Raw genomic sequence first — 24,601 nt, 5'->3', positions numbered from 1 at the left:
GCGAGCATGCGCGCCCCCTCGATACGCCGCCGGCTGTCGCTCTGGTTCGCGGCCCAGACCTTTTTCGGCCTCAGCGTGGTGTGCCTCGCGGTCTACCTGGTCACGGCCTGGAACTTCGGCGCCAAGCAGGACACCGAGATCGCGCACAAGGCCGAGCTGGTGCAGCACCTGCTGGCCGAGGGCGAGAAGGCCGGCGATCTCTCGACCCTGCGGCACAAGCTCGAGGACTTCTTCTCGATGGAGGACGAGTTCAGCCTGTCCATCGTCACGGCCACGGGCGACACCATCTTCCGCTCCACGCCGCCCACGGGCGGGCGCTGGGTGCGCAGCGACCGGCAGATGCCGTGGCGCGCACCGGGCGCGCAGAACGCGCCGCTCACGGTCTCCATCGGCATCAGCGTGGCCAACGACGCGCGCCTGCTCGAGCGCCTGGCCTGGACCCTGCTGGGCGCGGTGCTGCTGGGCACGGCGCTGGTCTCGCTGACCGGCTTCTGGCTGGTGCGGCGCGGGCTGCGGCCGCTGAAGGCGCTGGCCGAGCGCACCGCGGCGATGGCGCCCGACCGGCCCAACGAGCCGATCGACGCGCTGGCCTTCGCCGAGGAGCTGCGGCCCTGGATCACGCAGTTCAACGCACTGCTGTTGCGTGTGCAGCGCGCCTACGTGCAGCTCGAATCCTTCAATGCCGACGTGGCGCACGAGCTGCGCACGCCGCTGGCCAACCTGATCGGCTCGACCGAGCTCGCGCTGACCCGGCCGCGCGGCAACGAGGAGCTGCAGGCGGTGCTGGCCTCCAACCTCGAGGAGATCGGCCGCCTCTCGGGCATCGTGACCGACATGCTGTTCCTCTCGCAGGCCGAGCGCGGCGGCGCGACGCGCTCGCGCGCGACCGTGAGCCTGGCGGCGCAGGCGGTGGACGTGATCGACTTCCACGACGCCATGCTCGAGGAGGCCGGGCTGCAGGCGCGCGTCGAAGGCGATGCCAGGGTCGACGTCGATGCGGCGCTGGTGCGCCGCGCGCTGTCGAACCTGCTGGGCAATGCCATCCGCTTCGCGGCGCCGGGCTCGGCCATCGCGATCGAGATCGGGCCCGACACTGGCCCGGGCTGCCAGCGCGACGCGATCGCGCTGGTGCTGGTCAACCGCGGCGCCGCCATCGCGCCCGAGGTGCTGCCGCGGCTGTTCGAGCGCTTCTACCGCGCGGCCCCGGCGCGCGACGGTTCGGCCCGCCACCATGGGCTGGGCCTGGCTATCGTCGAGGCCATCGCGCGCATGCACGGCGGCCGCGTGTTCGCCTCCAGCCAGGACGGCACGACGCGCATCGGCTTCACGGTGCCAACGCAGCCGTGATGCGCGGGCGTCCGGCCGCCGCGGGCCGCTGACGCCTTTCTTCTTCATCGCGCACGCAACGCCCGAGAACTTTGGGCTTCCTTCGCGGAACTGCGCGTACCTTTCGTCGGCCGAGCCGGGTTTATCCCGATACGGCGCAGGCGTTGCTCCCCCAAGAATCCGCCCTCAATAAAAAGCACGGACGTTCGTTTTATTAACCGGCACTCAAGGAGATGAGCATGAATGGATTTTTCGGTGGTCTGCTGCGCCGCCTGGCGCTTTCCACGGTCTTCGGCCTGCTGGGCCCCCTGAGCTTTCTCGGCCTCGCGGCCCCCGCGCAGGCGCAGGACAACGCCACGCAGACCAAGTACCCGATCGTGCTCGTGCACGGCCTGTTCGGTTTCGATTCGCTGTTCGGCGTCGACTACTGGTACGGCATTCCCTCGGCGCTGCAGCGCAGCGGCGCGCGCGTGTTCGTGGCGCAGGTGTCGGCCGCCAACAGCACCGAGGTGCGCGGCGAGCAGCTGCTCGCGCAGGTGAAGAACATCATGGCGATCACCGGGGCCGCCAAGGTCAACCTGGTGGGCCATTCGCATGGCGGCCCGACCATCCGCTACGTGGCCGGCGTGGCGCCGCAGCTCGTGGCCTCGGTCACCTCGGTGGCCGGCCCGAACAAGGGCTCGCGCGTGGCCGACATCCTGCGCGGCACCGTGCCGGCCGGCTCGCTCAGCGAGACCGTGCTCAACGGCGCGGTGAATGCCTTCGTGGCGCTCATCAACCTCGGCTCGGGCGGCAGCGGGCTGCCGCAGATGCCGGTGGCCGCGCTCGATTCGCTGACCGCGGCCGGCTCGGCCGACTTCACGCGCCGCTTCCCGCAGGCCGTGCCCACGGGCTGCGGCGACGGCGCCGAGGTGGTCGGTGGCGTGCGCTACTACTCGTGGACCGGCAAGCAGCCCGTGACCAACCTGCTCGACCCCAGCGACGCTTCGCTCGGCCTGCTGAGCCTGAGCTTCGGCGAGACCAACGACGGCCTGGTGGCCGTGTGCTCCTCGCGCCTGGGCAAGCACCTGGGCGACTACCGCCAGAACCACCTCGACGAAGTGAACCAGCTGCTCGGCGTGCGCGACTGGCTCGCACCCGATCCGGTCGCGCTGTACCGCCAGCACGCCACCCGCCTCAAGCAGATCGGCCTGTGACGCGCCGCTGGCCCCTGGTTCTGGCCGCGACCGCGGCGGTGGCGCTCGGCGGCTGGTGGTTCGGCGCGTCGGGCCCGGCGGAAAGCGAGGCGCGCACGGGCGAGGCCGCCTCGGCCGGCCCCGCGCCCTTGCTGCAGGCACCCGCGGCCACCGCGTCCGCCACCATCGCCGACAGCTTCCTCACGCCGAACCTGCGCGACCGCATCGAGGCGCTCTTGCTCGAGGCCGGCGAGGCCGCGAGCCCCGAGGACCTCAAGCGCCGCGTCGAGGCGCTGGTGCCCGCGCACTTCGCGCCGCACGAAGCGGCGCGCGCCCGCGCGCTGCTGGGCCGCTACGTCGACTACCGCGTGGCGCTCGGCGCGCTGCAGCTGCCGGCCGACCTCGGCGACCCGCGCGCGCTGCGCGACACGGTCGAGGCGCGCCGCCGGGTGCGCGAGCAGCACTTCATGCCCGACGAATACCAGGCGCTGTTCGGTGCCGACGACGACTTCGACCGCTACAGCCTCGCGCGGCTCGAGATCGAGCGCAACACCGCCCTCACGCCCGCGCAGCGCCAGGCCGCGCTCGAGGACAACGAGCGCAGCCTGGGCGAGACCCAACGCGCGCAGCGCGCCGGGACCGTGGCCCAGCTCCAGGTGGCCTCGCAGACCGCGGCGCTCGAGGCGCGCGGCGCCAGCGACCAGGAACGCTTCGCCGAGCGCAGCGCGCAGCACGGCGCGCCGGCCGCGCAGCAGCTCGCCCAGCTCGACCGCGAGGAACGCGACTGGCAAGGGCGGCTCGCGCAGTACGCGGCACTGCAATCGGCCAAGGCCGATGCGCAGTCGCTCGAACAGATGAAGCAGCAGCTCTTCACGCCCGAGGAACGGCTGCGGCTGGAGGCGGCGCTGCAGTTGCGCGCGCAGGCGGCGGCCGCGGCGCCGTCGATGACACCGCGCTAGGGCACGCTAGGCGCTTTCGCGCGCGACGACGAACTCGGCCCCCGGCGCCGCGCTGCGCACCGTCAGTTGCCAGCCATGCGCCAGCGCGATCTCCTGGCAGATCGCGAGCCCCAGGCCCGAGCCTTCGTCGCGCCGTCCGGCGCCGCGCCAGAAGCGCTCGAAGACTTTCGGCAACTCGGTGGGGCTCAGCCCGGGTCCCTGGTCGCGCACCGAGATTCGCAGCTCATCGGCCACCAGCCGCACCGTCGCGTTCGGCGGCGAATGCTGGATCGCGTTCTCGAGCAGGTTCTTCAGCAGCGTGAACAGCGCGCCGCGGTCGGCGCGCCAGCCTAGCGACTCGGAGGCCACGCGCAGGTCGAGCCGCACCCGGCGCCGCTCGGCCAGCCGCGCGAGGTAGTCGCCCACCTCGTCGACCAGCGCGGCCAGGTGCACGAGGCCGATCTCGTAGTTGCGCAACTCGGTGGCCTCGGCCAGGTGCAGCAGCTGGTTGACGTGCCGGGCCATCTGGTCGACGTCGCGCAACAGGGCCTCGCGATCGAAGCCGGCATCGCCCGCGCCATGCAGCTCGATCTGCGCTCGGATCAGCGCCAGCGGGGTCTTGAGCTCGTGCGCCACCGTGCCGAGGAAGTCCTGCTGCGCGACATAGCCGCGCTCGAGCCGGTCGAGCGCGCGGTTGAAGGCCTCGATCAGCGGCAGCATCTCGGACGGCAGCCCGCGCACCTCGAGCCGCGCATCGAGCGTGCGCGGCGTGATGCAGGCGGCGCTGTCGGACGCCGCGCGCAGCGGCCGCAGCATGCGGCCGAGCGTGAAATACATGGCGACGGCGAACACCAGCACCGAGGCCAGGCTCGCGAACAGCATGCCCTGCCCCAGCGCCGGCAGGCCGACGGCGCGCTCCATGACCTCGATGAAGCGCCGGCTGATCGCCACCTGCACGTACCAGCGCCGGCCGCCATGCTCGATGGCCTCGGTCGCGACCCGCATCGGCAGGCCGTCCGCCACCGCGTCGAAGGAGCGGCCTTCCGGCTCGAAGCTGCCGTTGTCCGCGCGCAGCGCCGCCAGGCCCTGCCCCGCGGGCAGCACGACCCGGCCCGCCGCGTCGAGCACGCGCACCGAGGTCTCGCGGCCCAGGCCCGCATAGAGCCACATCGTGAGACGGGATTCGTCCAGGCCCACCGGCTGCCCGGCCGCGTCGAAGCGCAGCGCGCGAGCGATCAGGCGCGCATGGTTGGCGATGCTCTCGTTGAACACCTGGCCGCGCAGCGCGAACGCCACGGCACCGCCCGCGGCGATCAGCACGATGCACACGAGCACGCCCGCCACGTAGGTGACCAGCAGGCGCGTGCCGAGGCTACGCGGCATCGCGAAGCGCATAGCCGTGGCCTCTCACGTTGGCGATCTGCAAGCGCGAGTCCACGGCCTGCAGCTTCCTGCGCAGCCGGTGCAGGGCCACGTCGAGCGCATTGGGCGTGACCGCTTCCGACAGGCCCCAGGCGGCCGACTCGAGCGCGCCGCGCCGCACGGTCTGCCCGCCGGCGCGCACCAGGCACAACATGATCTGCAGCTCGGCCGGCGCCAGCGTGACCGCCTCGGGGCCGCAGGCCAGCGTGCCGCTGTCGGGCTGGATCCGGATGTCGCCATGGGCCGGCGACAGGCTCTGCAGCTGCACCGGCCGGCGCAGCAGCGCGCGCACGCGCGCCACCAGTTCCTCCATCGAGAAGGGCTTGGCCAGGTAGTCGTCGGCGCCGGACTCGAGGCCATCGACGCGGTCGTGCAGCGCATCGCGCGAGGTCAGCATCAGGCACGGGGTGCGCGTGCCGGCCGCGCGCAGCCGGCGCACCAGCTCCAGGCCGTCGCCGTCGGGCAGGCCGCGGTCGACCACCAGCGCCGCATAGGCGGTGTCGCGCAGCGCATGCGCGGCGCTGTCGATGCGGCCGAAGACATCGGCCTCGATGCCCGCGCCCGACAGCGCCTTGCAGACCAGCGCGGCCATGCGTTCGTGGTCTTCGATCAGCGCGATCCGGTTCATGCGCCCGAGGATGCCTCAGAAACGGTAGAGATAGCCGACCGAGGCCGAACCCAGGCTGGAGCGGTTCACCAGCGGGCTGTTCTTGATCTGCTTGCCCAGCTGGGTGGAGCCGACGTCGAGGAACACCGACTGGTGGCGGTCGATCGCATAGCCCACGCGCAGGCCGATCTCGGTGTTGACGCTCGAGCGGCCCAGGTAGAGCGGACGCCCGATGCGGACCTCCTGCGCGCGCACGCCGTAGTAGTAGTCGACGTACTTGTCGTCGACCCACACGGCCTCGAGGCGCGGCGTGAAGGTGAAGCGGCCGGCGCGGAAGTCGCGCTGCACGCCCAGGCGCAGGTGCTGGCCCTTGCTCTTGCCCGAGGCATCGCCAAGCCATTCGAGCGAGACGTCGGCCAGCTCGTTGCGCCAGACGAGGCCGGCGCCGAGCCAGATGCTGCCCTTGCGCTCCTCCATGCCCGAGAGCACCGGCGCATCGTCGGGCTTGTAGCCGCCCAGGCCATAGCGGGCGCGCAGGCCGAAGGACAGCGAGGAACGGCCGCCCAGCTCGAGCGCCGGCAGCTTGAGTTCCGCGCCGGTGCCGAACACGCGCACATGGCGGTTCTCGAAATAGACCAGCGGCAGGCCCTGCGACTTGTTGCCGGCGTCGGTGTAGGGCTGCTGCCTGACGCCGGCGGCGAGGCCCAGGCCCCAGCGGGCGCGGTCGTCGGACGGGGCGGCGGAAGGCTCGGCGAGCGGCTGTTCGAGGGCCGTGTCCTGCGCCCAGGCGGGCACGGCCCACGGGGTCAGCGACAGGCCCGCGAGCACGGGCAGGCAACGGGAGAAGGAAGAGAGCGAGGAAGCACGCGGCATGGCGAAGCCAATCGGGTTGTCAGGGAAGCCCGGATGCTCGATGCGGCAGTCTTACCGCGGTCTTACCGGCCCGCCTCCATACGGTAAGCCTGCGGAAAGACGGCCGGGCCGAGGATGCGCGCCTCTTTCGAACCGGAGCCGCCGATGCCCATGCTTTTGTTGACCCCACATCCGGCTGCGCGATGCAGCACGCCGCGCTGATGCCCGCGCCCTGGGTGCCCTCGCCCTGGTCCGCGCGCAGGGCACCGGCGCGCGTGCCGCCGGCCGCACCGGCGCCCCCGCCCGCGCCTAGGACTCCACGCGCGCCGCCTCGGCCGCGCGCGCCTTGCGTCCCATCACGAGGTTGATCAGCGGCCCCGTCATCGCCGTGGTCGCCAGCGCCATCACCAGCAGCATGGTGAAGAGCTCGGGGCCGATCAGGCCGACGTCGAGGCCGATCTTGATGACGATCAGCTCCATCAGCCCGCGCGCGTTCATCAGCGCGCCGGTGGCCAGGCTGTCGCGCCAGCCGTAGCCGGCCAGGCGCGCGCCGATCGCGCCGCCGGCCAGCTTGCCGATGCTGGCGACCGCGACGATCAGCAACAGCGCGCCGATGCCCGCGCCCGAGAAGGCGCTGGCCGTGGTGCCCAGCCCCGCGAGCGCGAAGAACAGCGGCATCAGCAGCACGATCGACAGCGGCTCGATGCGCTCCTGCAGCGAGCGCAGCAGGCGGTCGTCGCGCGGCAGGCAGGCGCCGAACAGGAAGGCGCCGAACACCGCGTGCAGGTGCAGCCATTCGGTGAGCAGGGCCGAGACCAGCAGGCCGATCATCAGCGAGGCCAGCACCGTGGTCGAGGGCTCGCCGTCGGGCGCGCGGGTGCGCAGCAGCCAGGCATAGGCCGGCTTCAGGCCGAGGAACAGGAAGGCGAACAGCGCCACCGCGCCGCCGCCGGTGCGCAGCAGCCCGAGGTAGCCCTCGCCCGCGCCGGCCAGCGCCACCACGAAGGCCAGCAGCACCCAGGCGAAGACATCGACCACCGCGGCCGCGCCCAGCGAGAGCTGGCCGAAGGGGGTGCGCGTCAGGCCGCGGTCCTTGAGGATGCGCGCCATCACGGGGAACGCGGTGATCGACAGCGCCGCCGCGATGAACAGCGCGAAGGGCCAGAAGCCCACGCCGGCCGGTGCCAGCGAAGGATGCAGCGCGGGCGCGATCGCCAGCCCCAGGCCCAGCGGCGCGATCACGCTCGCGATGCCGACCCAGCCGGCCGACTTGAGCTGCGCCTTCACGCCCTGCGAGGCGCGCAGCTCGAGGCCGACCACGAACATGAACAGCACCAGGCCCACGGTGGCGAGCGCCGACAGGCCGCCCAGCGACTCCTTCGCGAAGATCTGGCCATGCAGCGAGGGGAACAGCGCGCCCATGACGGCCGGCCCCAGCATCAGGCCGGCCGCCATCTCGCCGACCACGCCCGGTTGGCCGAGGTGGCGCAGCACCCATCCGCAGACGCGGGCCGTGCCGAGGATGACGATCAGTTGCAGCAGCAGCGTCGTGGCGGACATGGCCGGATGTTAAGTCCCGCCGCGCTCGGCCTCGGTCCACAGCGCGGCCATGGCGCGCAGCAGCGACTCCTCGACCACCGGCTTGAACAGCACCGGCACGCCCGACTCGCGCACGCGCTGCAGCCGCGGCGGCGCGGTCTCGCCGGTCACCAGCAGCAGCGGCAGCCGTCCGCCCTGGCTCCGGCGCAGGCGCAGCCCGGCATCGAGGCCGTCGGAGCCGTCGGCCAGCCGGTAGTCGCACAGCAGCAGGTCGTAGGGCCGGCCCTCGGCGCCGGCGCGCGCCAGCGCCTGCGCGGCGGCGGCCTCGTCGGCCACCGCGTGCAGGTCGATCGCGTGCTGGCGCAGCAGGCCGGTCATGGCATCGCGGATGTCGGCCTCGTCGTCGACCAGCAGCACGCGGCGCGGCATCGGTTCCATGCGCGGCATCGGCGCGCGCGGCCCGAACGAAGACGCGGGCGTGAAGGACTGGCGCCACGGCGGCGCGGCCGCGGCGGCGGGCGCGCAGGCCTCGTCGCGCGCCGGCGCGGCGGGCACCACCACGCGCACGTGCGTGCCACGGCCCAGGCGCGAATGCACCTGCACCGGATGGCCGAGCAGGCGCGACAGACGCTGCACGATCGCCAGCCCGATGCCGAGCCCGCGCGAGCGGTCGCGGCCCGGGTTGTCGATCTGGTAGAACTCCTCGAAGATCCGGCCCGACTGCTCGGGCGCGATGCCGATGCCGGTGTCGCGCACCTCGATCCACACCACCTCGCCGCGGTCGCGCGCGATCACCGTCACCCCGCCGCGCCAGGTGTACTTGAGCGCGTTGTCCATCAGGTTCGACAGCATGCGGTGCAGCAGCTGCGGATCGCTGCGCACCCACAGCCCGCTGGCGCGCACGCGCAGCTGCAGCTGGCGCTGCTCGGCCTGGGCCGAGAAGGTGTGGTTGAGCGGCAGGAACAGCGCATCGAGCGGCACCGCGTCGAGCGCCGGCGCGACCACGCCGGCATCGAGCCGCGAGACGTCGAGCATGGTGTCGAGCGAATGGCCCAGCGCATGCACCGCGCGCATCAGCCGCTCGGCATTGCGGCCCTCGGGGCGGTTGCGCAACTCGTTCTCGAGCGCGGCGCCGAACAGCGCGATGGCATGCAGCGGCTGGCGCAGGTCGTGGCTGGCGGTGCCGAGGAAGCGGCTCTTCTCCTGGCTCGCGCGTTCGGTGGCCACCACCTGCTCGCCCAGGCGAGCGGCCAGCACCTCGTTGCGAAAGCGCAGCCGCAGCGCCTCGTCGAGCACGCGGTGCTGGCGCGTCGCGATGCGCAAGGTCAGCACCAGGTGCACCGCGCCGAAGACCGCGAGGAACAGGTGCACGCCGTCGCCCTGCCAGGCCAGCGCGAGCACCAGCCCCGCCATCATCGGGATGCCGTAGCCGAACAAGGCGGGCTTGAGCGAGCACAGCGACTGCATCGAGCGGGTCCAGCCGCTCATGATGACCACCACCAGCAGCGTGGTCGTCACCAGGTCGTCGCGCGCCATGAAGAAGGCCGGCACCGGCGCCGCGACGAGGCTCAGCAGCGTGACCTGCGCGGCATAGCGACGCGCCCAGGTCGCGCTCATGGCATCGGGGATGCCGGCATGCCAGCGCGGCGCCAGCAGCACCGCGAGATCGGTGGCGATCACCAGCCCCAGCCACAGCAGCGCGAGGACCGAGCTGCGCTCGAAGGTCGCGACGCCGAGTGCGATCGCGAAGCCGATGTGGGTGGCGACCGAGACGTTGCGCGAGGCATAGAACGACGCCAGGTGCTCGCGCAGCACGCGCTGCGCGAGGGCACGGTCGAGGGGCTCGCCGTTCGGGTCGCGGGCTGCGGCGCTGGTCATCGGGACGATTCTGGGGACCGCCCCCGGCGCTCGGAAGTGCCCTAAGTCATGGGGCGAACCAGCGGTCGGCCCACTGGTTGAGCGGCTTCAGCCGCCGCACCAGCTCGGCGCCCGACTCGGTCAGCGCATAGCCCGCGTCGCCCAGCGCCACGATCCCGGTGGCGCGCAGCTCCTTGAGGCGGTCGTTGAGCACCGAGGGCGACATCTCGCCGCAGCTGGTGCGCAGCGCGCGAAAGCTCTGCGACTGGCCGTCGCGCAGCTCCCACAACACGCGCAGCGTGCCCTTGCGGCCGAGCTGCTCGAGCAGCCGCATGACGGGGCGGCGGTGCACTGCGGGGGCTTCGGCGGGTTCGTTCTCTTGCATGGTTCGTTGGGCGAGTCGCGTGCGTTACTTCGCTACGCATTTCGTAGCGATAGACTGGAGCATCGCTACGGATTTCGTAGCGATTTCGAGCCATTCTATGCAAGGAGTTCCCATGACTGCAGAGACCGCGCCCCGCATCCCGCCGCTCGAGGCGCCCTACCCCGAAGGCATCGCCGAACTGCTCACGCGCATGACGCCACCGCAGGCCCCCGAGGTGCTGGGCCTGTTCCGGGTGATGGCCGTGAATCCCCGGCTCGCCGAGCGCACGCTCGAGCTCGGCCGCCACTTCCTGGGCCGCAAGGCCTCGATCTCGCTGCGCGAGCGCGAGCTCGTGATCCTGCGCGTGTGCGCGCGCTGCGGCGCCGAGTACGAATGGGGCGTGCACTGGAGCGGCTTCGCCGACGCGGCCGGCCTCGGCGAGGCCGAGCGGCGGGCAACCGCCGCGCGCGACGCCGACCTGTCCACGCTGCAGCCGCGCGATGCCCTGCTGCTGCGCATGGTCGACCAACTGCACGACACGGGCGACATCGACGATGCGTTGTGGCACGCCCTCGGCGAGCACTGGGACCACGCGCAACTGCTCGAACTGATGATGCTCGCGGGCTGGTACCACGCGGTGAGCTACGTCTGCAACGCGGCGCGCGTGCCGCTCGAGCGCTGGGCCGCGCGCTGGTAGCTCAGGCGGCGTTCTTCTCGGCGCGCATCAGGCGCAGCCCGTTCGCCACCACCAGCAGGCTCGCGCCCATGTCGGCGAACACGGCCATCCACATGGTCGCGCTGCCGAACACCGCGAGCACGAAGAACACGCCCTTGATGCCGAGCGCCAGCGTGATGTTCTGCCACAGCACGGCATGCGCGCGGCGCGACAGCCGGATGGTCTCGGGGATGCGGCGCAGGTCGTCGTTCATGATGACCACGTCGGCCGCCTCCATCGCGGTGTCGGTGCCGGCGCCGCCCATCGCGAAGCCGATGTCGGCCTGCGCGAGCGCGGGCGCGTCGTTGATGCCATCGCCGGTCATGGCGGCCATGCCGTAGCGCTGCTGCATCGCCTTCACGGCATCGAGCTTCTCCTCGGGCAGCAGGTTGCCGCGCACGTCCTCGATGCCGGCATGCGCGCCGATGGTCCGGGCGGTGGCGGCGTTGTCGCCGGTCAGCATCACGGGCACCACGCCGAGCGCGCGCAGTTCGGCGACCGCGGCCTGCGACGAGGGCTTGATGGTGTCGGCCACCGCGAACAGCGCGAGCACCGCCTGTTCCGAAGCCAGCAGGGTGACCGTGCGGCCGGCCTCCTCGTGGCGCTTCAGCGCGGCCTCGATCGCGGGCGTGCAAAGGCCGCGCTCCTCGATCAGGCGGTGGTTGGCCAGTGCGTAGCGTTGGCCGCCGTGCACGGCTTCCACGCCGCGGCCGGGCAGCGCCGCGAAGTCCTGCACTTCCTCGAGCGCATGGTCGACCGACTTCAGCCCCTCGGCGATGGCCCGGGAGACCGGATGGTCGGAGCGCCCCGCGATGCTGGCCGCGATGGCGAGCACGGCCGCGTCGCCGCCGGCCGTGGCGCCGAGCACCTCGGATTTGACCAGCCTGGGCTTGCCCTCGGTGATGGTGCCGGTCTTGTCGAGCGCCACCGCCTTGAGCTTGCGCGCCTCCTCGAGGTAGGTGCCGCCCTTGATCAGGATGCCGCGCCGCGCGGCCGAGGCCAGCGCGCTCACCACCGTCACCGGCGTGGAGATCACCAGCGCGCAGGGGCAGGCGATGACCAGCAGCACCAGCGCCTTGTAGATCGCCTCGAGCCAGGTCCAGCCCATGGCCCAGGGCGTGAACAGCGCGATGGCCAGCGCGATCGCGAACACGGCCGGCGTGTAGATCGCGGCGAAGCGGTCGACGAAGCGCTGCGTGGGCGCGCGCGTGCCCTGCGCCTCCTCCACCGCGTGGATGATGCGCGCCAGCGTGGTGTTGGCGGCCACCGCGGTGACGCGGAACTCGAGCCCCGCGGTCTGGTTGATGGTGCCGGCGAAGACGGTGTCGCCCACGGTCTTGTCGACCGGGATGCTCTCGCCCGTGACCGGCGCCTGGTCGATCGCGCTGCTGCCGGCCGTGACCACGCCGTCGAGCGCCACGCGCTCGCCGGGGCGGATGCGCACCACCGCGCCCAACGGCACCTCGCTCGCGGGCACCGTCCGCCAGCCGCCATCGGGCTGGCGCACCTCGGCCTGCTCGGGCGCCAGCGCCAGCAGGCTCTGGATCGCATTGCGCGCGCGGTCCACGGCGCGCGCCTCGATCAGCTCGGCGATCGCATAGAGCGCCATCACCATCGCGGCCTCGGGCCACTGGCCGATGAAGAAGGCGCCGGTCACGGCCACCGCCATCAGCGCATTGATGTTGAGCCGGCCGCGCACCAGCGCCGCGAAGCCCTTCTTGTAGGTGTCGAGGCCCGCGAGCGCGATCGCCGCGAGCGCGAGCCCCATCTCGAAGACCATGAAGCCCCGGCCCTCGAGCGCGAGGAAGGAGACGGACTCGGCGCCGATGGCGAGCACCAGCGCCGCGACCAGGCGCGCGAGGCCGGCGCTCTTCCAGCCCGCGGGCTCGATGCTGCGCGCCGCGCCCGGCGCGGGCGCGGCCACCGGCTCGGGCTTGAAGCCGGCCTTGCGGATCGCCGCCAGGGCCTCGGCCAGCGCCGCTGCGTCGGCGGTGATCGCCATGGTGCGTTCGCCGAGCCGGAAGCGCAGCGCGCCGATGCCGGCCACGGGCTCGAGCGCGCGGCGGATCTCGGACTCCTCGACCGCGCAGTCCATGGTGGGAATGCGGAACAGCGTCGCGCCTTTGGGCAGGTCGGCCGGCTCCGGCGCCGACACGAAGGTCGACACCGAGGCCGAGCCGCAGCCCGTGTGGCTGCAGCAGGCGTCGTGCGCGGGCGGCGCGGCCGCGGGCGCATGGCCGTGATCGTGCGCATGGCCATGGTCGTGGCCGTGCGCGTCGGCGGGCGCCGTGCCCCCCCGAATATCCCTGTCGAGCGTGTTCTGGTTCGTCATGGGCTCGATTGAAAACCCTGAAGCAGGTGTAGAGTCAAACGCAGTTCCCCCACCCGCTGGCGGGGCTTCGCCGGCCACCACGGCCCGGCCCGCCCGCCAGCCTTCCATCTGCCGCATCATGAAAATCGGTGATCTGGCCAAGGCCGCGAACACGCCCGTCGAGACCATCCGCTACTACGAGCGCGAAGGCCTGCTGCCCGCGCCCGCGCGCACCGAGGGCAACTACCGCATCTACGGCGAGGACCACGCGCAGCGCCTGGGCTTCGTGCGCCGCTGCCGCTCGCTCGACATGACGCTCGACGAGATCCGCAGCCTGCTGAAATTCCGCGATGCGCCGCAGGAGGACTGCGGCGAGGTCAACCAGCTGCTCGACGACCACATCGGCCACGTGGCGGCGCGCATCGCCGAACTGCGCACGCTCGAGAAGCAGCTGAAGGCGCTGCGCCAGCAATGCGGCGGCGCCGACTCGGCCCAGCCCTGCGGGATCATCCAGGAGCTCGACGCAGTCGCGCTCGAGCCCGAGGGCTTCGGCCAGCACGCGGGCCACGTGCACGGCGCGCTGCACGCGCGCCGCTAGCGCTCGCGCGCGAAGCCCCTGAAGAACGCGGCCGCGTTCCGTTCGAGGCTGTCGAGGTGGTAGCCGCCCTCCTGCACGATCAGGGTCGGCAGCTTCAACCCGCCGATCGCCTCGCCCAGGCGAGCGAAGCCCGGCGTGGTCACCGAGACGCGCGACTGCGGATCCTCGTGGTAGATGTCGAAGCCCAGCGCCAGCACCAGCGCATCGGGCTGGTAGCGCCGCAGCGCGCGGGCCGCCGCGTCGAGCCGGTCGAAGAACAGCGCCTCGCTGGCGCCATGGGGCATCGGCAGGTTGAGGTTGAAGCCCAGGCCGGCACCGGCGCCGCACTCGTCCTCGTGGCCCGCGACCACCGGGTAGAAGTTGGTCGGGTCGCCATGGATCGAGACGTAGAGCACGTCGGCGCGCTCGTAGAAGATCTCCTGCACGCCCTGGCCGTGGTGCATGTCGGTGTCGAGCACCGCCACGCGCGCATGCTGCGCGCGCAGCGCCTGCGCCGCGATGGCCGCGTTGTTCAGGTAGCAGAAGCCGCCGGCGCCCTCGGCGCGCGCATGGTGGCCGGGCGGACGGCACAGCGCATAGGCCTCGCGTTCGCCGGCCAGCAGCGCCTGCGCGCCGGCCAGCGCCGACTGCGCGGACCCGTAGGCCGAGCGCCAGGTCTGCGCGCCCACCGGGCAGCTGCCGTCGGTCAGGTAGCGCGCGGCCTGCGCGAGCACGCCGCGCAGCGCGTTGCCTTCGCGCACGTAGATGTTCGACATCACCTCGTCGCCCCAGTCGGGGCCCGCGACCCGCCACTCGGCATGCGCCTCCTCGAGGAAGCGCAGGTAGTTCATGCCGTGCACGGCCGCGAGCGGCGCGGCGCCGTGGTCGGCGGGCTCGCGCACCTCGAAGCCCAGCGCGCGCGCGGCGCGCAGCAGCCGCAGCGCGCGCTCGGGCACCTCCTGCGGCGTGCGCATGCGGCCGCGCGAGAGGTAGCTCTGCGGATGGTGCTTCAGTTGCTCGGGATGGAAGTAGGTCAGCATCGGAATCGGATCGGTGTCGTTGCGGGTCAGTGCTCGGGGGCGCCGGCATCGGCGCGGCGGTGCCTGAGCGCATCGAGTGCCATCACGCAGGCCAGCGACACGCCGGCCAGGCCCGTGAAGAAGACGGCCAGCGGCCACCACTGGCCGACGAAGCGGTGCGCCAGGTAGGTGCCCACCAGCGGGGTCAGGCCGCCCGCGATCGCGCCGCACACGTGGTAGCCGATCGAGATCGCCGAGTAGCGCACGCGCGTCGGGAACACGCCGCTCACGAAGCCCGCGATCACCGAATAGAAGCTCGACAGGCAGACCACCGCGAGCGCGATGCCCAGCACCATCGACGGCACGCTGGTGCCCTGCACCAGCAGGAACATCGGGTAGGGCGAGAGCATCGCGAGGAAGGCGCTGAGCTTGAGGAAGCGCGCGCCGCCGATCTTCTCGGCCAGCAGCGCGGCCAGCGGCTGCGCCACGAACTGGATGATCGCGACCAGGAACAGGCAGTCGAGGATCACCGACTTCGTCACGCCCAGGTAGGTGGTCGTGTACGCGATCATGAAGGTGTTGGTGAAGTACACGCCGGCCACGCCGAGCGTGTTGGCGCCGATGCACAGCGCCACCAGCAGTCCCGAGGAACGGAACACCTCGGCAATGGGCAGCTTCACCGTGAGCCGCGAGCGCTTCTCCTGCTCGAACTCGGGCGACTCGTGCACGCCGAGGCGGATGCAGGCGCCCACCAGCAGCAGCACGGCGCTGGCCAGGAACGGCAGGCGCCAGCCCCACGAGAGGAAGTCGGCCGGGTCCATGGTCGAGACCAGGCGGAACGCGACCAGCGACAGGATCAGCCCGGCCGGGCTGCCGAGCTGCGCGAACGAGGCGAAGAAGGTGCGGCGGCCCTTGGGCGCGTGTTCGCCGGCCATCAGCACCGCCCCGCCCCATTCGCCGCCGACCGCGATGCCCTGCACGACGCGCAGCACGATCAGCAGCACCGGCGCCAGCACGCCGATCTGGCCGTAGGTGGGCAGCAGGCCGATGCAGACGGTGGCGATGCCCATCATCACGATGGTGGCCATCAGCGCCTTCTTGCGGCCGATCCGGTCGCCGATGTGGCCGAACACCACCGCGCCCAGCGGCCGCGCGAAGAAGCCGACGGCGAAGGTGCCGAACGAGGCCATCGTGCTCAGGAACGGGTCCTGCGAGGGGAAGTACAGCGCGCCGAACACCAGCGCGGCGGCCGTGGCGTAGATGTAGAAGTCGTACCACTCGATCATGGTTCCGACGAAGGCCGCGGCCGCCGCGCGGGCGGGTTGGCGGACCGGGGCGGCGGACGGCATCGAGGCCGCCGGGTTGGCTGTGTTCAAGGTGTCTCCTCCGGGTGCCGCGGCGAAGGCCGCAGGCGAGCCCGGACTATCGTCAGCGCCCAAATATCAGTCAAATTTCTGTTTTTTATTTTTCACATAAGTTGAGCTAATCTTGAAGGCGGAGAACCACCGCCCATGACCTCGCCCAACCTCGACAAGGCCCGCTTCCTCAACGACCGGCTCGACTGGAACCTGCTGCGCACCTTCCTCGTGATCGTGCAGGAGCGCGGCGTGAGCCGGGCCGCCGCGCGCCTGCACGTCACGCAGCCCGCGGTGAGCCAGGCGCTCAAGCGGCTCGAGGAGTCGCTGGACTGCCGTCTGATCCAGCGCCACGGCGCGCGCTTCGAGCCCACGCGCGCGGGCGAGGAGGTGTTCCGCATCGCGAGCGACATCTACGGCCACGTGTCGCGGCTGGAGAGCGAGCTCGACGAGCGGCGCGACGAGGTCGCGGGCTCGGTGCGGCTGCTGTCGCTCAGCCGCATGCAGTCGGCCGTCTACGACCAGTTCCTGGCCGACTTCCACCAGACCTATCCGCGCATCGAGCTGCAGATCGAGGTGATGCGCTCCTCGGACATCATCTCCTCGCTGCTGCAGAAGACCGCGACCGTCGGCCTCGGGCTGTGCCGCGCGCCCGACGAGCGGCTGGACCTGCGCTGCTTCATGCGCCAGCGCTACGCGATCTTCTGCGGCCGCCACCACCGGCTGTTCGGCCGCCACGGGCTGACGACGAACGACCTGCTGGCCGAGAACTTCGTCTCCTTCACCAGCGACCAGCTCGGCGACAGCCTCTCGCCGCTCACGGTGTTCCGCGACACGCGCGGCTTCACGGGCCGCATCGTGGCCGCCTCGTCGAGCCTGGACGAGGTGCGGCGCATGATCTTCGCGGGCTTCGGCATCGGCTGCCTGCCCGAGCACATCGTGCGCGAGGACCTGGCGCAGCAGCGCCTGTGGCGCCTGCCGCCCGACGAGGGCGTGACCGACGTCGACATCCAGCTGATGTGGCTGCGCGCACGCAAGATGAACGCCGCGGAGCAGGCCTTCCTCGAGGCCATGGAGCGCACGATGCAGCGCTACTCGCTGACCGAGCGGCTGAGCATGGTGCCGGGCTGAAGGCCCGGCCCGGCCTTCATTGGCAGAGATCGATCCAGCGCTGGAGCCGACCCGCCACGCGCGCGGTGTTGAGCCGGGCGACCGAGCCTTCCATGTCCTCGCCGCCCTCGACCTGGCACAGCAGCACCACCTCCTCGCGTGCGGCGCCGGTGCCGAAGAATCCCTCGCCATCGAGCTGTGCCATCGCGGCGATGCAGGCCTCGAAGAGGCCGTCGTGCAGCACGTCGAACTCGACGCCGCAGGGCAGGTCCTCGCGGTGGCAGGCCAGGATCATGCGGTAGGCGATGTCGAGGAACTCGCCGCCCTCGCCGTGGGACCATTCGCCGGAGCTCCAGATCTCGCTTTCGTCCTCCATCTCGCCCGGTTCGCCCAGGACGAGGTCGCTGGCGGCGTGGACGATGGTCATCGCGCTCTCGTCGCTGCCCAGCGCGAAAAGCCGGAAGGTCCGGTCGGGCTCGGCCGCGCGAATGGCCTCGAAGGCGCGGCGGGCGCCCTCGCGGATCTCGGTCGTGAGCAGCGCGAAGTCGACGCGGGCGGGGTCGTGGATGCCTTGGCGCACCCGCACGTAGCCCTGGGCCTCGATCTCGCGGCTGCGCTGCGCCAGGGCCTCCTCGGCGGCCTGGGGACTGGCGAACTCGGCGACGCTCGAGCGCCCCCAGGTCTGCATCTTGCCGCTCGCGGCCCACAGCGAGTTGCCGAACTGCCGCAGCTCGTGGAAGTCGGTGGGCCGCTCGTCCTCGAAACGATGGAACAGCGCCCAGCTCACGTCACTTCCCCACCAGCTGCGTGAGCTTCTCGGCCTCGAAGCACTCGTCGCGCGCCGCGTCGCCGGGCACGCAGTCCTTGGTGCCGGGATGGGCCGAGAGCTTCTCGATCGCCTGCCACAGCAGCGCGATCTGGTGCTCCTGGCTCGAGGCGTTGTCGATCAGGCCGCGCATCGCCTGGCTCAGCGGGTCGTCGTCCTGCGTGATGCCGTAGGCGCTGAATTTCTGCGGCACGGTCACGTCGGCGCTCTCGCCGGCCTTCGACGGGATGATGCGCGCCGGGATGCCGACCGCGGTCGCGCCGGCCGGCACCGGCTTGATGACCACCGCATTGCTGCCGATCTTGGCGCCGTCGCCCACCACGAAGCCGCCCAGCACCTTGGCGCCGGCGCTCACCACCACGTTGCGGCCCAGGGTCGGATGGCGCTTGGTGCCCTTGTAGAGCGAGGTGCCGCCCAGGGTCACGCCCTGGTAGATGGTGCAGCCGTCGCCGACCTCGGCGGTCTCGCCGATCACCACGCCCATGGCGTGGTCGAAGAACACCTCGCGGCCGATCTTGGCGGCCGGGTGGATCTCGATGCCAGTGAGCCAGCGCGCCATGTGCGCGATGAAGCGCGCGGGCCACTTGAAGCCATGGTTCCAACAGGCATGCGCCCAGCGATGCAGCACCACGGCATGCAGGCCCGGATAGACCGTGAGCACCTCCCAGGCGCTGCGCGCGGCCGGGTCGCGTTCGAGGATGCACCGGATGTCGGCGCGCAGGCGAGAGAACATCGCTGCCTTCGGATATTTTGGTTATGACGATGGGGGCCGCGCAGTCTATAGCCGGCCCTCATCGCGTACGGGCGATGGGGTTTTAGGCCCGCTCAGCGCCGGATCTTGCCGGCTGCGGCCTCGCTCATCGCCTTGGCGATGCCGCGCAGGATGTGGATCTCCTCGGCCGTGGGCTGGGCCCGGTTGAACAGCTGCTGCAGCCGCGGCATCAGCTTCTTGGGCGCCTCGGGATCGAGGAAGCCCACCTCCACCAGCGAGCGCTCCCAGTGCTCGAGCATGCCGGCCACGGCCTGGGCATCGGCCGCCGGCGGCGGCGCGACCGCGTCGCGCACCTCGAAGCCGCCGAGCGCGAGCCGCCATTCGTAGGCGATCACCTGGATCGCGGCGCCGAGGTTGAGCGAGCCGAAGTTCGGGTCGGTGGGGATGCTCAGGGCGACGTGGCAGCGGTAGACGTCCTCGTTGCGCATGCCGAAGCGCTCGGAGCCGAACAGGAAGGCCACGTGCGCCTCGCCCTGCGCGGCCAGCGCTCCGAGGTGCTCGCGCGGCGTGCGCGTGGGCGGGCCGAAGTCGCGCGGCACCATCGCGGTGGCGCACAGGTGGGTCACGCCGTCGAGGGCCTCGTCGAGGGTCTCGACGATGCGCGCGTTGGCCAGCACGTCGAGCGCGCCGCTCGCGCGCTGGATGGTTTCCTCGCGCCGCAGCACGTTGGCCCAGCGCGGCGCCACCAGCACGAGTTCGCCGAAACCCATGGTCTTCATGGCGCGGGCGGCGGCGCCCACGTTGCCGGCGTGGCTGGTCTGGATCAGGATGAAACGGGTGCGCATGAAAAGGGGTGGGGAGACAGGGACCGGCCGAGCCGTTAAAATCCCTCGATTCTCGCCGCCCGCATCGCCGGGCCGGTTTCCGGGTCCTTCAGGGTCCCACCCCCAGTTCTTCCAGTCAGTCAGGAACGACAGCCGTGGCCACCCGGGCCTTTGCCGGGTCCGCGCAGGCGTTCCGCTCACGCTCACAATTCAGAATGTCGTCCCCCAACCTGCATCCCATGCTCAACGTGGCCGTGAAGGCCGCTCGCGCCGCCGGCGCCATCATCAACCGCGCCGCGCTCGACGTCGAGGCCGTGCGCATCTCCCAGAAGCATGTGAACGATTTCGTCACCGAGATCGACCACGCAAGCGAGCAGGCCATCATCGAAACGCTTCTCACGGCGTATCCGGGGCACGGCATCCTGGCCGAGGAATCGGGCTCCGAGCATGGCGCCAAGGATTCCGACTACGTCTGGATCATCGATCCCCTCGACGGCACCACCAACTTCATCCACGGCTTCCCGTTCTACTGCGTGTCGATCGCGCTGTCGGTGCGCGGCAAGATCGAGCAGGCGGTCGTCTACGACCCCACGCGCAACGACCTGTTCACTGCCACCAAGGGCCGCGGCGCCTATGTCAACGACCGCCGCATCCGCGTCTCCAAGCGCACCCGGCTGTCCGAATCGCTGGTGGCCACCGGCTTCCCGTTCCGCACCGGCGACAACTTCAAGCAGTACCTGGCCATCATGGCCGACCTGATGCCGCGCATGGCCGGCCTGCGCCGCCCCGGCGCCGCCGCGCTCGACCTCGCCTACGTGGCGGCCGGCTTCACCGATGCCTTCTTCGAGACCGGCCTCAACCCCTGGGACGTGGCGGCCGGCTCGCTGCTGGTGACCGAGGCCGGTGGCCTGATCGGCAACTTCACGGGCGAGCCCGACTTCATCGACCAGCGCGAATGCCTGGCCGGCGCGCCGCGCATCTACGGCCAGCTGGTGCCGCTCTTGGCCAAGTACTCGAAGTTCGCGAGCGTCGACGACAAGCTGCGCGCCAGCGACCGCGTGCGCGCGATCGCCGCCGCGAGCAAGCCCCAGACCGAGGGCTCGGCCGACATCTACGCGCGCAGCACCGTGACCGAGATGGGCCCGGCCGAGGACGACCAGAACGCGGAGGCACCCGCCGCCACCGCCGCCCCGGCCAAGCGCAAGCTCACCCGCATCCGCCGCGACGCCCCCGCCGCCACCGGCCCGTTCGAGGGCGACGCTTCCGCCAAGTGATGGCAGGGGCCCGCGCCATCGGCGGCGAGACCCAGGCCTCGGTGCTGCAGCAGCGCCTGCGCGCCGCGCTGCGCATCGCGCTGAGCCACTACGTCGCCAGCGGCCTCACGGTCGCGCTCGGCCTGCTGTTCATTTCGGGCGGCGTGCATTTCTGGCTCGGTACCATCGCGGCCTCCTCGGCCGCGGTCGGCGTGATCGTCACCGCGCCGCCCGACCTGCCGGGCCCGCGCCGCGGCAAGTTCTGGCAGATGCTGCCGGCACCGCTGATCGGGCTGCCGCTGTTCTTCGCCGTGCAGCTGCTGCACGCCGCGCCGATCCGGCTCGGCCTGCTGCTGGTGCCGGCCACCTTCTTCGCCTTCCTGGCCATGGCCTGGGGCAAGCGCGGCATCCCGATCGCGATCGCCGTGATGTTCTCGATGATCTTCTCCATGGCCACGCCCACGCCGCACGGCATGGCCGAAGCCATCGAGCGCACCTGGCACTTCGGCCTCGGCGCCGGGCTGTACGTGGTGTGGTCGGTGCTCGCCAACCTGATCCTCAACACACGCTACCGCGTGCAGTCGGTGGCCGACGTGCTGTATTCGCTGGCCGCGCTGATGCGCACCGAGGCCAGCCAGTTCACGCCCAAGGACGAGACCGGCGACGTGCGCGAGACCCCCGCGCCGATGCTGGGCCGCCTGCTGCGCGAACAGGCCGCGCTGGCCGACCAGCTGCAGGCCACGCGCGACATCGTGCTCGAGTCGCCGCGCACGCCGCGCCGCCAGCGGCTGGCCGCGATGCTGGTGATCGTGCTCGAGATGCGCGACCAGCTGCTCGCGAGCGAGCTCGACCTCGATGCCCTCAAGACCCATCCCGCCCATGCTGACGCGCTGGTCGAGATGCGCTGCGTGCTCGAGGAACTGGCCGAGGACACGATCGCGCTGGCCGACGCGCTGCTCATGGGCCGCCACCCGCACCTCGTGGCCGACCGCCGGCCGCGCCTCGCGGCGATCCACGTCGACGGCGAGGATTCGGCCGGCCACCCGCATCCCATGCTGCCCGGCCCCAATGCCGCCATGCTCGCGCGCGGCCTCGCGAGCCGCATCGGCCACATCAACGACGAGGTGCTGCGCCTGTCGGCCATGGCGCGCGGCGACGCCGAGCCCAACCTCGCCGTGGTGCGCGCCAATTGGCAGATGTTCGTGAGCCCCACCGACTGGTCGTGGCGCCCCTTCTTCACCTTGTGGCGCTGGGACGCGCCGCCGCTGCGCCACGCGATCCGCGCCGCGCTCGCGATCGCGGCCGGCTACGCGGTCGCGGTCTCGATGCCCTGGGGCTCGCACGACTACTGGATCCTGCTGACCATCGTGGTGGTGCTGCGCGGCAGCCTCTCGCAGACGCTGGAGCGGCGCAACCACCGCGTGGCCGGCACCCTGCTGGGCTGCGTGCTCGCGGTCGGCCTGCTGTCGGCGCATCTCTCGGCGCTCGGGCTGCTGGCCGTGCTCACCGTGGCGCAGGCCATCGCCCACAGCTTCGCGGTGCGGCGCTACCTGATCACCGCGGTGGCGGCCACCGTGCTGGGCCTGCTGCAGGCCCACATGCTCAACACCGGCGCGGCGCCGCTGTTCGCGCTGTTCGAGCGCATTGCCGACACGCTGATCGGCGCCGCGCTCGCCTGGGCCTTCTGCTACGTGCTGCCCTCGTGGGAGCGCGGCCAGATCCCGGCGCTGGTGGCGCGCGTGCTGACCGCGCAGGCGCGCCATGCGCGGCTCGCGCTCGGCCTGGGCCAGTTGCAGACCGTCGACAGCAGCCCCGAGCTCGAATGGCGGCTGGCGCGCCGCGAGGCCTTCGACAGCCTCTCGGCGCTGGTGCAGGCCACGCAGCGTTCGCTGTCCGAACCGCGCGCGGTGCAGCCGCCGGTCGAGCCGCTCGAGCACCTGCAGGCCCACAGCTACCAGCTGCTGGCGCAGCTCAGCGCGGTCAAGTCGATGCTGGTGCTGCGGCGCGACCGCCTCACGCCCGGCGAGGTCGAGGGGCCGCTCGCGCGCACCACGCAGCGCATCGAGGCCGCCATCGGCGCGGTGCCCACCTCGGGCCCCACGCAGCCCGAGAGCACGGCCTCCACCGCCGTCGGCGGCCCGATCCCGCTGCCCGATCCCTTCGACAACGACATCAGTCCCTGGCTGCTGCGCCGGCTCGACTTGGCGACCGCGCTGTCGACCCAATTGCGAGACGATGCGGCCCGGATCCTCCAGGCATTGAACGAACAGGAAGCTTCGGGACTCGCATCGGCATGACCCTGTTGCAATCCATCCTCTCCCATCCCTGGTTCGGCACCTGGCTGGCCGCCGTCATCGCCGTTCCCGTCGCCCTCGTCGTCCACCGCATCGGCGGCATGGTGCTCAAGCGCATCACGCGCCCCGCGCCCGCCATCCATGCCATGGTGGTCGCCTGCCATGCCCCGGCGCGCGCGGTGCTGCCGCTGATCGCGCTGCAGATGGTGTGGCAGGCCACGCCCGAGGACCTGCGCTACATCGAGAACGTGCGCCACCTCAACGGCCTGCTGCTGATCGCGGCCACCACCTGGCTCGCGCTCAAGGCCATCGGCGGCTTCGCCGACGGCGTGCTCGCGCAGCATCCGTCGGACGTGGCCGACAACCTGCAGGCGCGCCGCGTGCTCACGCAGACCCGCGTGCTCGCGCGCACCGCCATGACCGTGGTGGTGGTGGCCGGCGGCGCGATGATGCTCATGACCTTCCCGGGCGCGCGCCAGGTCGGCGCCAGCCTGCTGGCCTCGGCCGGCGTGATCGGCATCGTGGCCGGCCTCGCGGCCAAGCCCGTGTTCAGCAACCTCATCGCCGGCCTGCAGCTCGCGCTCGCGCAGCCGATCCGCATCGACGACGTGCTCGTGGTCGAGGGCGAATGGGGCCGCGTCGAGGAGATCACCGGCACCTTCGTCGTGCTCAAGATCTGGGACGAGCGCCGGCTGATCCTGCCGCTGACCTACTTCATCGAGAAGCCGTTCCAGAACTGGACCCGCCACTCCTCGCAGATCCTCGGCTCGGTGTTCGTCTATGCCGACTACGGCATGCCGCTGGCGCCGCTGCGCGCCGAGGTCGAGCGCATCGTGAAGGCCTCGCCCGAATGGGACGGCCGCTTCTTCAACCTGCGCGTGACCGACGCCACCGAGCGCACCATGCAGATCCGCGTGCTGTGCACCGCCGCCACCTCGGGCCTGGCCTTCGACCTGCGCTGCAACGTGCGCGAGGGGCTGATCGACTTCATGCAGCGCGAATACCCGCAGCACCTGCCGAAGGTGCGCGTGGGCAACGACCACCCGGCCGAGCGCGAGCCCGGGCCGCTGCAGCCGCAGGCCGTGGCCTGAGCGGCCTTCTTCGTCCCGAGCGTGCCGCGTTGAAGCCCGATCCCGAACCCAGAGGCCCGCTGGTACGCGCCCTGCTCTATGCCTTCGCCGTGCTGTGCCTGGTGCTCGGCCTCATCGGCGTGGTGGTGCCGGGCATGCCGACCACCGTCTTCATCCTGCTGGCCGCCTGGGCCGCGGCGCGCAGCTCGCCGCGGCTGCATGCCTGGCTGCTCGGCCACCGCATCTTCGGGCCGCTGCTGCACAACTGGGCCCACGGCCGCACCGTGAGCCGGCGCGCCAAGTGGAGCGCCACCGTCACCATGGCGCTGTGCGCCGTGATCATCTCGTACACCGCGCACCGCGCCTGGACCGCGGTGCTCGCGATCGGCTGCATGGCGGTGGTGCTGGCCTGGCTGTGGTCGCGGCCGCTGCCGCCGCCCTGATCGGCGTACGCC

General features: G+C 71.7%; 22 protein-coding genes. 10 read left to right on the top strand and 12 right to left on the bottom strand.

What is annotated here, in order from left to right; translation table 11 throughout:
- The first annotated feature begins 6 nt into the window (after positions 1–6).
- The 3 genes from AC07RM_RS21710 to AC07RM_RS21700 all read left to right on the top strand — a co-directional run bounded on the left by AC07RM_RS21710 (position 7) and on the right by AC07RM_RS21700 (position 3,460).
- Positions 7–1,347: a heavy metal sensor histidine kinase gene (locus tag AC07RM_RS21710; protein WP_495335839.1), complete on the top strand. Its 1,341-nt coding sequence runs from the start codon at positions 7–9 to the stop codon at positions 1,345–1,347.
- Positions 1,348–1,565: 218 nt separating this feature from the next.
- Positions 1,566–2,522 (top strand): esterase/lipase family protein, encoded by a 957-nt coding sequence (locus AC07RM_RS21705; protein WP_495335838.1) that lies wholly within the window; start codon positions 1,566–1,568, stop codon positions 2,520–2,522.
- Positions 2,519–3,460: a lipase secretion chaperone gene (locus tag AC07RM_RS21700; protein WP_495335837.1), complete on the top strand. Its 942-nt coding sequence runs from the start codon at positions 2,519–2,521 to the stop codon at positions 3,458–3,460. The genes AC07RM_RS21705 and AC07RM_RS21700 overlap by 4 nt, the downstream gene beginning before the upstream one ends.
- A gap of 6 nt (positions 3,461–3,466) precedes the next feature.
- On the opposite strand, the gene AC07RM_RS21695 is transcribed toward AC07RM_RS21700, so the two are convergent.
- The 6 genes from AC07RM_RS21695 to AC07RM_RS21670 all read right to left on the bottom strand — a co-directional run bounded on the left by AC07RM_RS21695 (position 3,467) and on the right by AC07RM_RS21670 (position 10,101).
- The gene (locus AC07RM_RS21695; RefSeq protein ID WP_495335835.1) at positions 3,467–4,822 is read right to left on the bottom strand and encodes a sensor histidine kinase; all 1,356 of its coding nucleotides are present in this window, start codon (positions 4,820–4,822) and stop codon (positions 3,467–3,469) included.
- Complete coding sequence (locus AC07RM_RS21690) at positions 4,812–5,489, bottom strand: response regulator transcription factor (RefSeq protein ID WP_093339483.1); 678 nt, start codon at positions 5,487–5,489, stop codon at positions 4,812–4,814. The genes AC07RM_RS21695 and AC07RM_RS21690 overlap by 11 nt, the downstream gene beginning before the upstream one ends.
- 15 nt (positions 5,490–5,504) lie before the next feature.
- Complete coding sequence (locus tag AC07RM_RS21685) at positions 5,505–6,341, bottom strand: MipA/OmpV family protein (RefSeq protein ID WP_093339485.1); 837 nt, start codon at positions 6,339–6,341, stop codon at positions 5,505–5,507.
- Between the two features lie 288 nt (positions 6,342–6,629).
- Entirely contained in the window at positions 6,630–7,880 is a 1,251-nt protein-coding gene (locus AC07RM_RS21680) for a cation:proton antiporter domain-containing protein (RefSeq protein WP_398492109.1), read from the bottom strand.
- A 9-nt stretch (positions 7,881–7,889) separates the two neighbouring features.
- Positions 7,890–9,737 carry an ATP-binding response regulator gene (locus AC07RM_RS21675; protein WP_495335834.1) on the bottom strand — a complete coding sequence of 616 codons (1,848 nt, stop codon included), beginning with the start codon at positions 9,735–9,737 and terminating at the stop codon, positions 7,890–7,892.
- Positions 9,738–9,783: 46 nt separating this feature from the next.
- Positions 9,784–10,101 carry a winged helix-turn-helix transcriptional regulator gene (locus tag AC07RM_RS21670; protein ID WP_495335833.1) on the bottom strand — a complete coding sequence of 106 codons (318 nt, stop codon included), beginning with the start codon at positions 10,099–10,101 and terminating at the stop codon, positions 9,784–9,786.
- A gap of 112 nt (positions 10,102–10,213) precedes the next feature.
- Between AC07RM_RS21670 and AC07RM_RS21665 the strand changes: the two genes are divergently transcribed.
- Positions 10,214–10,777 carry a carboxymuconolactone decarboxylase family protein gene (locus AC07RM_RS21665; protein ID WP_495335832.1) on the top strand — a complete coding sequence of 188 codons (564 nt, stop codon included), beginning with the start codon at positions 10,214–10,216 and terminating at the stop codon, positions 10,775–10,777.
- Position 10,778: 1 nt separating this feature from the next.
- Here AC07RM_RS21665 and AC07RM_RS21660 read toward each other — a convergent pair whose 3' ends face one another.
- Positions 10,779–13,127 (bottom strand): heavy metal translocating P-type ATPase, encoded by a 2,349-nt coding sequence (locus AC07RM_RS21660; protein WP_495335831.1) that lies wholly within the window; start codon positions 13,125–13,127, stop codon positions 10,779–10,781.
- A gap of 118 nt (positions 13,128–13,245) precedes the next feature.
- Here AC07RM_RS21660 and cadR point away from each other — a divergent pair, with 118 nt between their 5' ends.
- Positions 13,246–13,704, top strand: coding sequence for a Cd(II)/Pb(II)-responsive transcriptional regulator (cadR, locus tag AC07RM_RS21655; RefSeq protein WP_296776027.1), 459 nt, complete (start codon positions 13,246–13,248; stop codon positions 13,702–13,704).
- On the opposite strand, the gene AC07RM_RS21650 is transcribed toward cadR, so the two are convergent.
- Together AC07RM_RS21650 and AC07RM_RS21645 are read right to left on the bottom strand one after the other, a co-directional pair.
- Positions 13,701–14,723, bottom strand: a complete 1,023-nt coding sequence (locus tag AC07RM_RS21650; RefSeq protein WP_495335830.1) for a histone deacetylase family protein — start codon at positions 14,721–14,723, stop codon at positions 13,701–13,703. The genes cadR and AC07RM_RS21650 overlap by 4 nt on opposite strands.
- Positions 14,724–14,749: 26 nt before the next feature.
- On the bottom strand, positions 14,750–16,051 hold the full coding sequence (locus tag AC07RM_RS21645; RefSeq protein ID WP_495335965.1) for an MFS transporter: 1,302 nt from the start codon (positions 16,049–16,051) through the stop codon (positions 14,750–14,752).
- Between the two features lie 162 nt (positions 16,052–16,213).
- On the opposite strand from AC07RM_RS21645, the gene AC07RM_RS21640 reads away from it, so the two are divergent.
- Positions 16,214–17,188 (top strand): LysR family transcriptional regulator, encoded by a 975-nt coding sequence (locus tag AC07RM_RS21640; RefSeq protein WP_495335829.1) that lies wholly within the window; start codon positions 16,214–16,216, stop codon positions 17,186–17,188.
- Between the two features lie 16 nt (positions 17,189–17,204).
- Here AC07RM_RS21640 and AC07RM_RS21635 read toward each other — a convergent pair whose 3' ends face one another.
- The 3 genes from AC07RM_RS21635 to AC07RM_RS21625 all read right to left on the bottom strand — a co-directional run bounded on the left by AC07RM_RS21635 (position 17,205) and on the right by AC07RM_RS21625 (position 19,550).
- The gene (locus tag AC07RM_RS21635; protein WP_495335828.1) at positions 17,205–17,954 is read right to left on the bottom strand and encodes a DUF4303 domain-containing protein; all 750 of its coding nucleotides are present in this window, start codon (positions 17,952–17,954) and stop codon (positions 17,205–17,207) included.
- A gap of 1 nt (position 17,955) precedes the next feature.
- A complete protein-coding gene (gene cysE, locus AC07RM_RS21630) occupies positions 17,956–18,726 on the bottom strand; it encodes a serine O-acetyltransferase (protein ID WP_093339507.1) in 771 nt (256 codons plus the stop codon).
- 92 nt (positions 18,727–18,818) lie between these two features.
- Entirely contained in the window at positions 18,819–19,550 is a 732-nt protein-coding gene (locus tag AC07RM_RS21625; protein WP_431509603.1) for an RNA methyltransferase, read from the bottom strand.
- Between the two features lie 194 nt (positions 19,551–19,744).
- Here AC07RM_RS21625 and AC07RM_RS21620 point away from each other — a divergent pair, with 194 nt between their 5' ends.
- From AC07RM_RS21620 to AC07RM_RS21605, 4 genes are read left to right on the top strand one after another with little or no spacing between them, the layout of a single operon-like run.
- Positions 19,745–20,803 (top strand): inositol monophosphatase family protein, encoded by a 1,059-nt coding sequence (locus AC07RM_RS21620; protein WP_208509205.1) that lies wholly within the window; start codon positions 19,745–19,747, stop codon positions 20,801–20,803.
- Complete coding sequence (locus tag AC07RM_RS21615) at positions 20,803–23,079, top strand: FUSC family protein (RefSeq protein WP_495335827.1); 2,277 nt, start codon at positions 20,803–20,805, stop codon at positions 23,077–23,079. The genes AC07RM_RS21620 and AC07RM_RS21615 overlap by 1 nt, the downstream gene beginning before the upstream one ends.
- Positions 23,076–24,167, top strand: a complete 1,092-nt coding sequence (locus AC07RM_RS21610; protein ID WP_495335826.1) for a mechanosensitive ion channel family protein — start codon at positions 23,076–23,078, stop codon at positions 24,165–24,167. Before AC07RM_RS21615 ends, AC07RM_RS21610 begins: the two co-directional genes overlap by 4 nt.
- A gap of 29 nt (positions 24,168–24,196) precedes the next feature.
- Positions 24,197–24,589, top strand: a complete 393-nt coding sequence (locus tag AC07RM_RS21605; RefSeq protein WP_093339520.1) for a YbaN family protein — start codon at positions 24,197–24,199, stop codon at positions 24,587–24,589.
- The last annotated feature ends 12 nt before the right edge of the window (positions 24,590–24,601 follow it).

The organism is Variovorax sp. GW821-FHT09B05 (genome assembly GCF_059418265.1).
The sequence above is the reverse complement of the archived record's forward strand: the minus strand, read 5'-3'. Positions and strand labels throughout refer to the sequence as shown.

What these genes read in the sequence shown, in the direction of transcription:
- AC07RM_RS21620 (WP_208509205.1), top strand. Translation starts at nt 19,745, where the DNA reads ATGTCGTCCCCCAACCTGCATCCCATGCTCAACGTGGCCGTGAAGGCC.
- AC07RM_RS21710 (WP_495335839.1), top strand. Translation starts at nt 7, where the DNA reads ATGCGCGCCCCCTCGATACGCCGCCGGCTGTCGCTCTGGTTCGCGGCC.
- cysE (WP_093339507.1), bottom strand. Translation starts at nt 18,726, where the DNA reads ATGTTCTCTCGCCTGCGCGCCGACATCCGGTGCATCCTCGAACGCGAC.
- AC07RM_RS21670 (WP_495335833.1), bottom strand. Translation starts at nt 10,101, where the DNA reads ATGCAAGAGAACGAACCCGCCGAAGCCCCCGCAGTGCACCGCCGCCCC.
- AC07RM_RS21680 (WP_398492109.1), bottom strand. Translation starts at nt 7,880, where the DNA reads ATGTCCGCCACGACGCTGCTGCTGCAACTGATCGTCATCCTCGGCACG.
- AC07RM_RS21610 (WP_495335826.1), top strand. Translation starts at nt 23,076, where the DNA reads ATGACCCTGTTGCAATCCATCCTCTCCCATCCCTGGTTCGGCACCTGG.
- AC07RM_RS21645 (WP_495335965.1), bottom strand. Translation starts at nt 16,051, where the DNA reads ATGCCGTCCGCCGCCCCGGTCCGCCAACCCGCCCGCGCGGCGGCCGCG.
- AC07RM_RS21625 (WP_431509603.1), bottom strand. Translation starts at nt 19,550, where the DNA reads ATGCGCACCCGTTTCATCCTGATCCAGACCAGCCACGCCGGCAACGTG.
- AC07RM_RS21685 (WP_093339485.1), bottom strand. Translation starts at nt 6,341, where the DNA reads ATGCCGCGTGCTTCCTCGCTCTCTTCCTTCTCCCGTTGCCTGCCCGTG.
- AC07RM_RS21695 (WP_495335835.1), bottom strand. Translation starts at nt 4,822, where the DNA reads ATGCCGCGTAGCCTCGGCACGCGCCTGCTGGTCACCTACGTGGCGGGC.
- AC07RM_RS21665 (WP_495335832.1), top strand. Translation starts at nt 10,214, where the DNA reads ATGACTGCAGAGACCGCGCCCCGCATCCCGCCGCTCGAGGCGCCCTAC.
- cadR (WP_296776027.1), top strand. Translation starts at nt 13,246, where the DNA reads ATGAAAATCGGTGATCTGGCCAAGGCCGCGAACACGCCCGTCGAGACC.
- AC07RM_RS21640 (WP_495335829.1), top strand. Translation starts at nt 16,214, where the DNA reads ATGACCTCGCCCAACCTCGACAAGGCCCGCTTCCTCAACGACCGGCTC.
- AC07RM_RS21690 (WP_093339483.1), bottom strand. Translation starts at nt 5,489, where the DNA reads ATGAACCGGATCGCGCTGATCGAAGACCACGAACGCATGGCCGCGCTG.
- AC07RM_RS21660 (WP_495335831.1), bottom strand. Translation starts at nt 13,127, where the DNA reads ATGACGAACCAGAACACGCTCGACAGGGATATTCGGGGGGGCACGGCG.
- AC07RM_RS21675 (WP_495335834.1), bottom strand. Translation starts at nt 9,737, where the DNA reads ATGACCAGCGCCGCAGCCCGCGACCCGAACGGCGAGCCCCTCGACCGT.
- AC07RM_RS21705 (WP_495335838.1), top strand. Translation starts at nt 1,566, where the DNA reads ATGAATGGATTTTTCGGTGGTCTGCTGCGCCGCCTGGCGCTTTCCACG.
- AC07RM_RS21615 (WP_495335827.1), top strand. Translation starts at nt 20,803, where the DNA reads ATGGCAGGGGCCCGCGCCATCGGCGGCGAGACCCAGGCCTCGGTGCTG.
- AC07RM_RS21650 (WP_495335830.1), bottom strand. Translation starts at nt 14,723, where the DNA reads ATGCTGACCTACTTCCATCCCGAGCAACTGAAGCACCATCCGCAGAGC.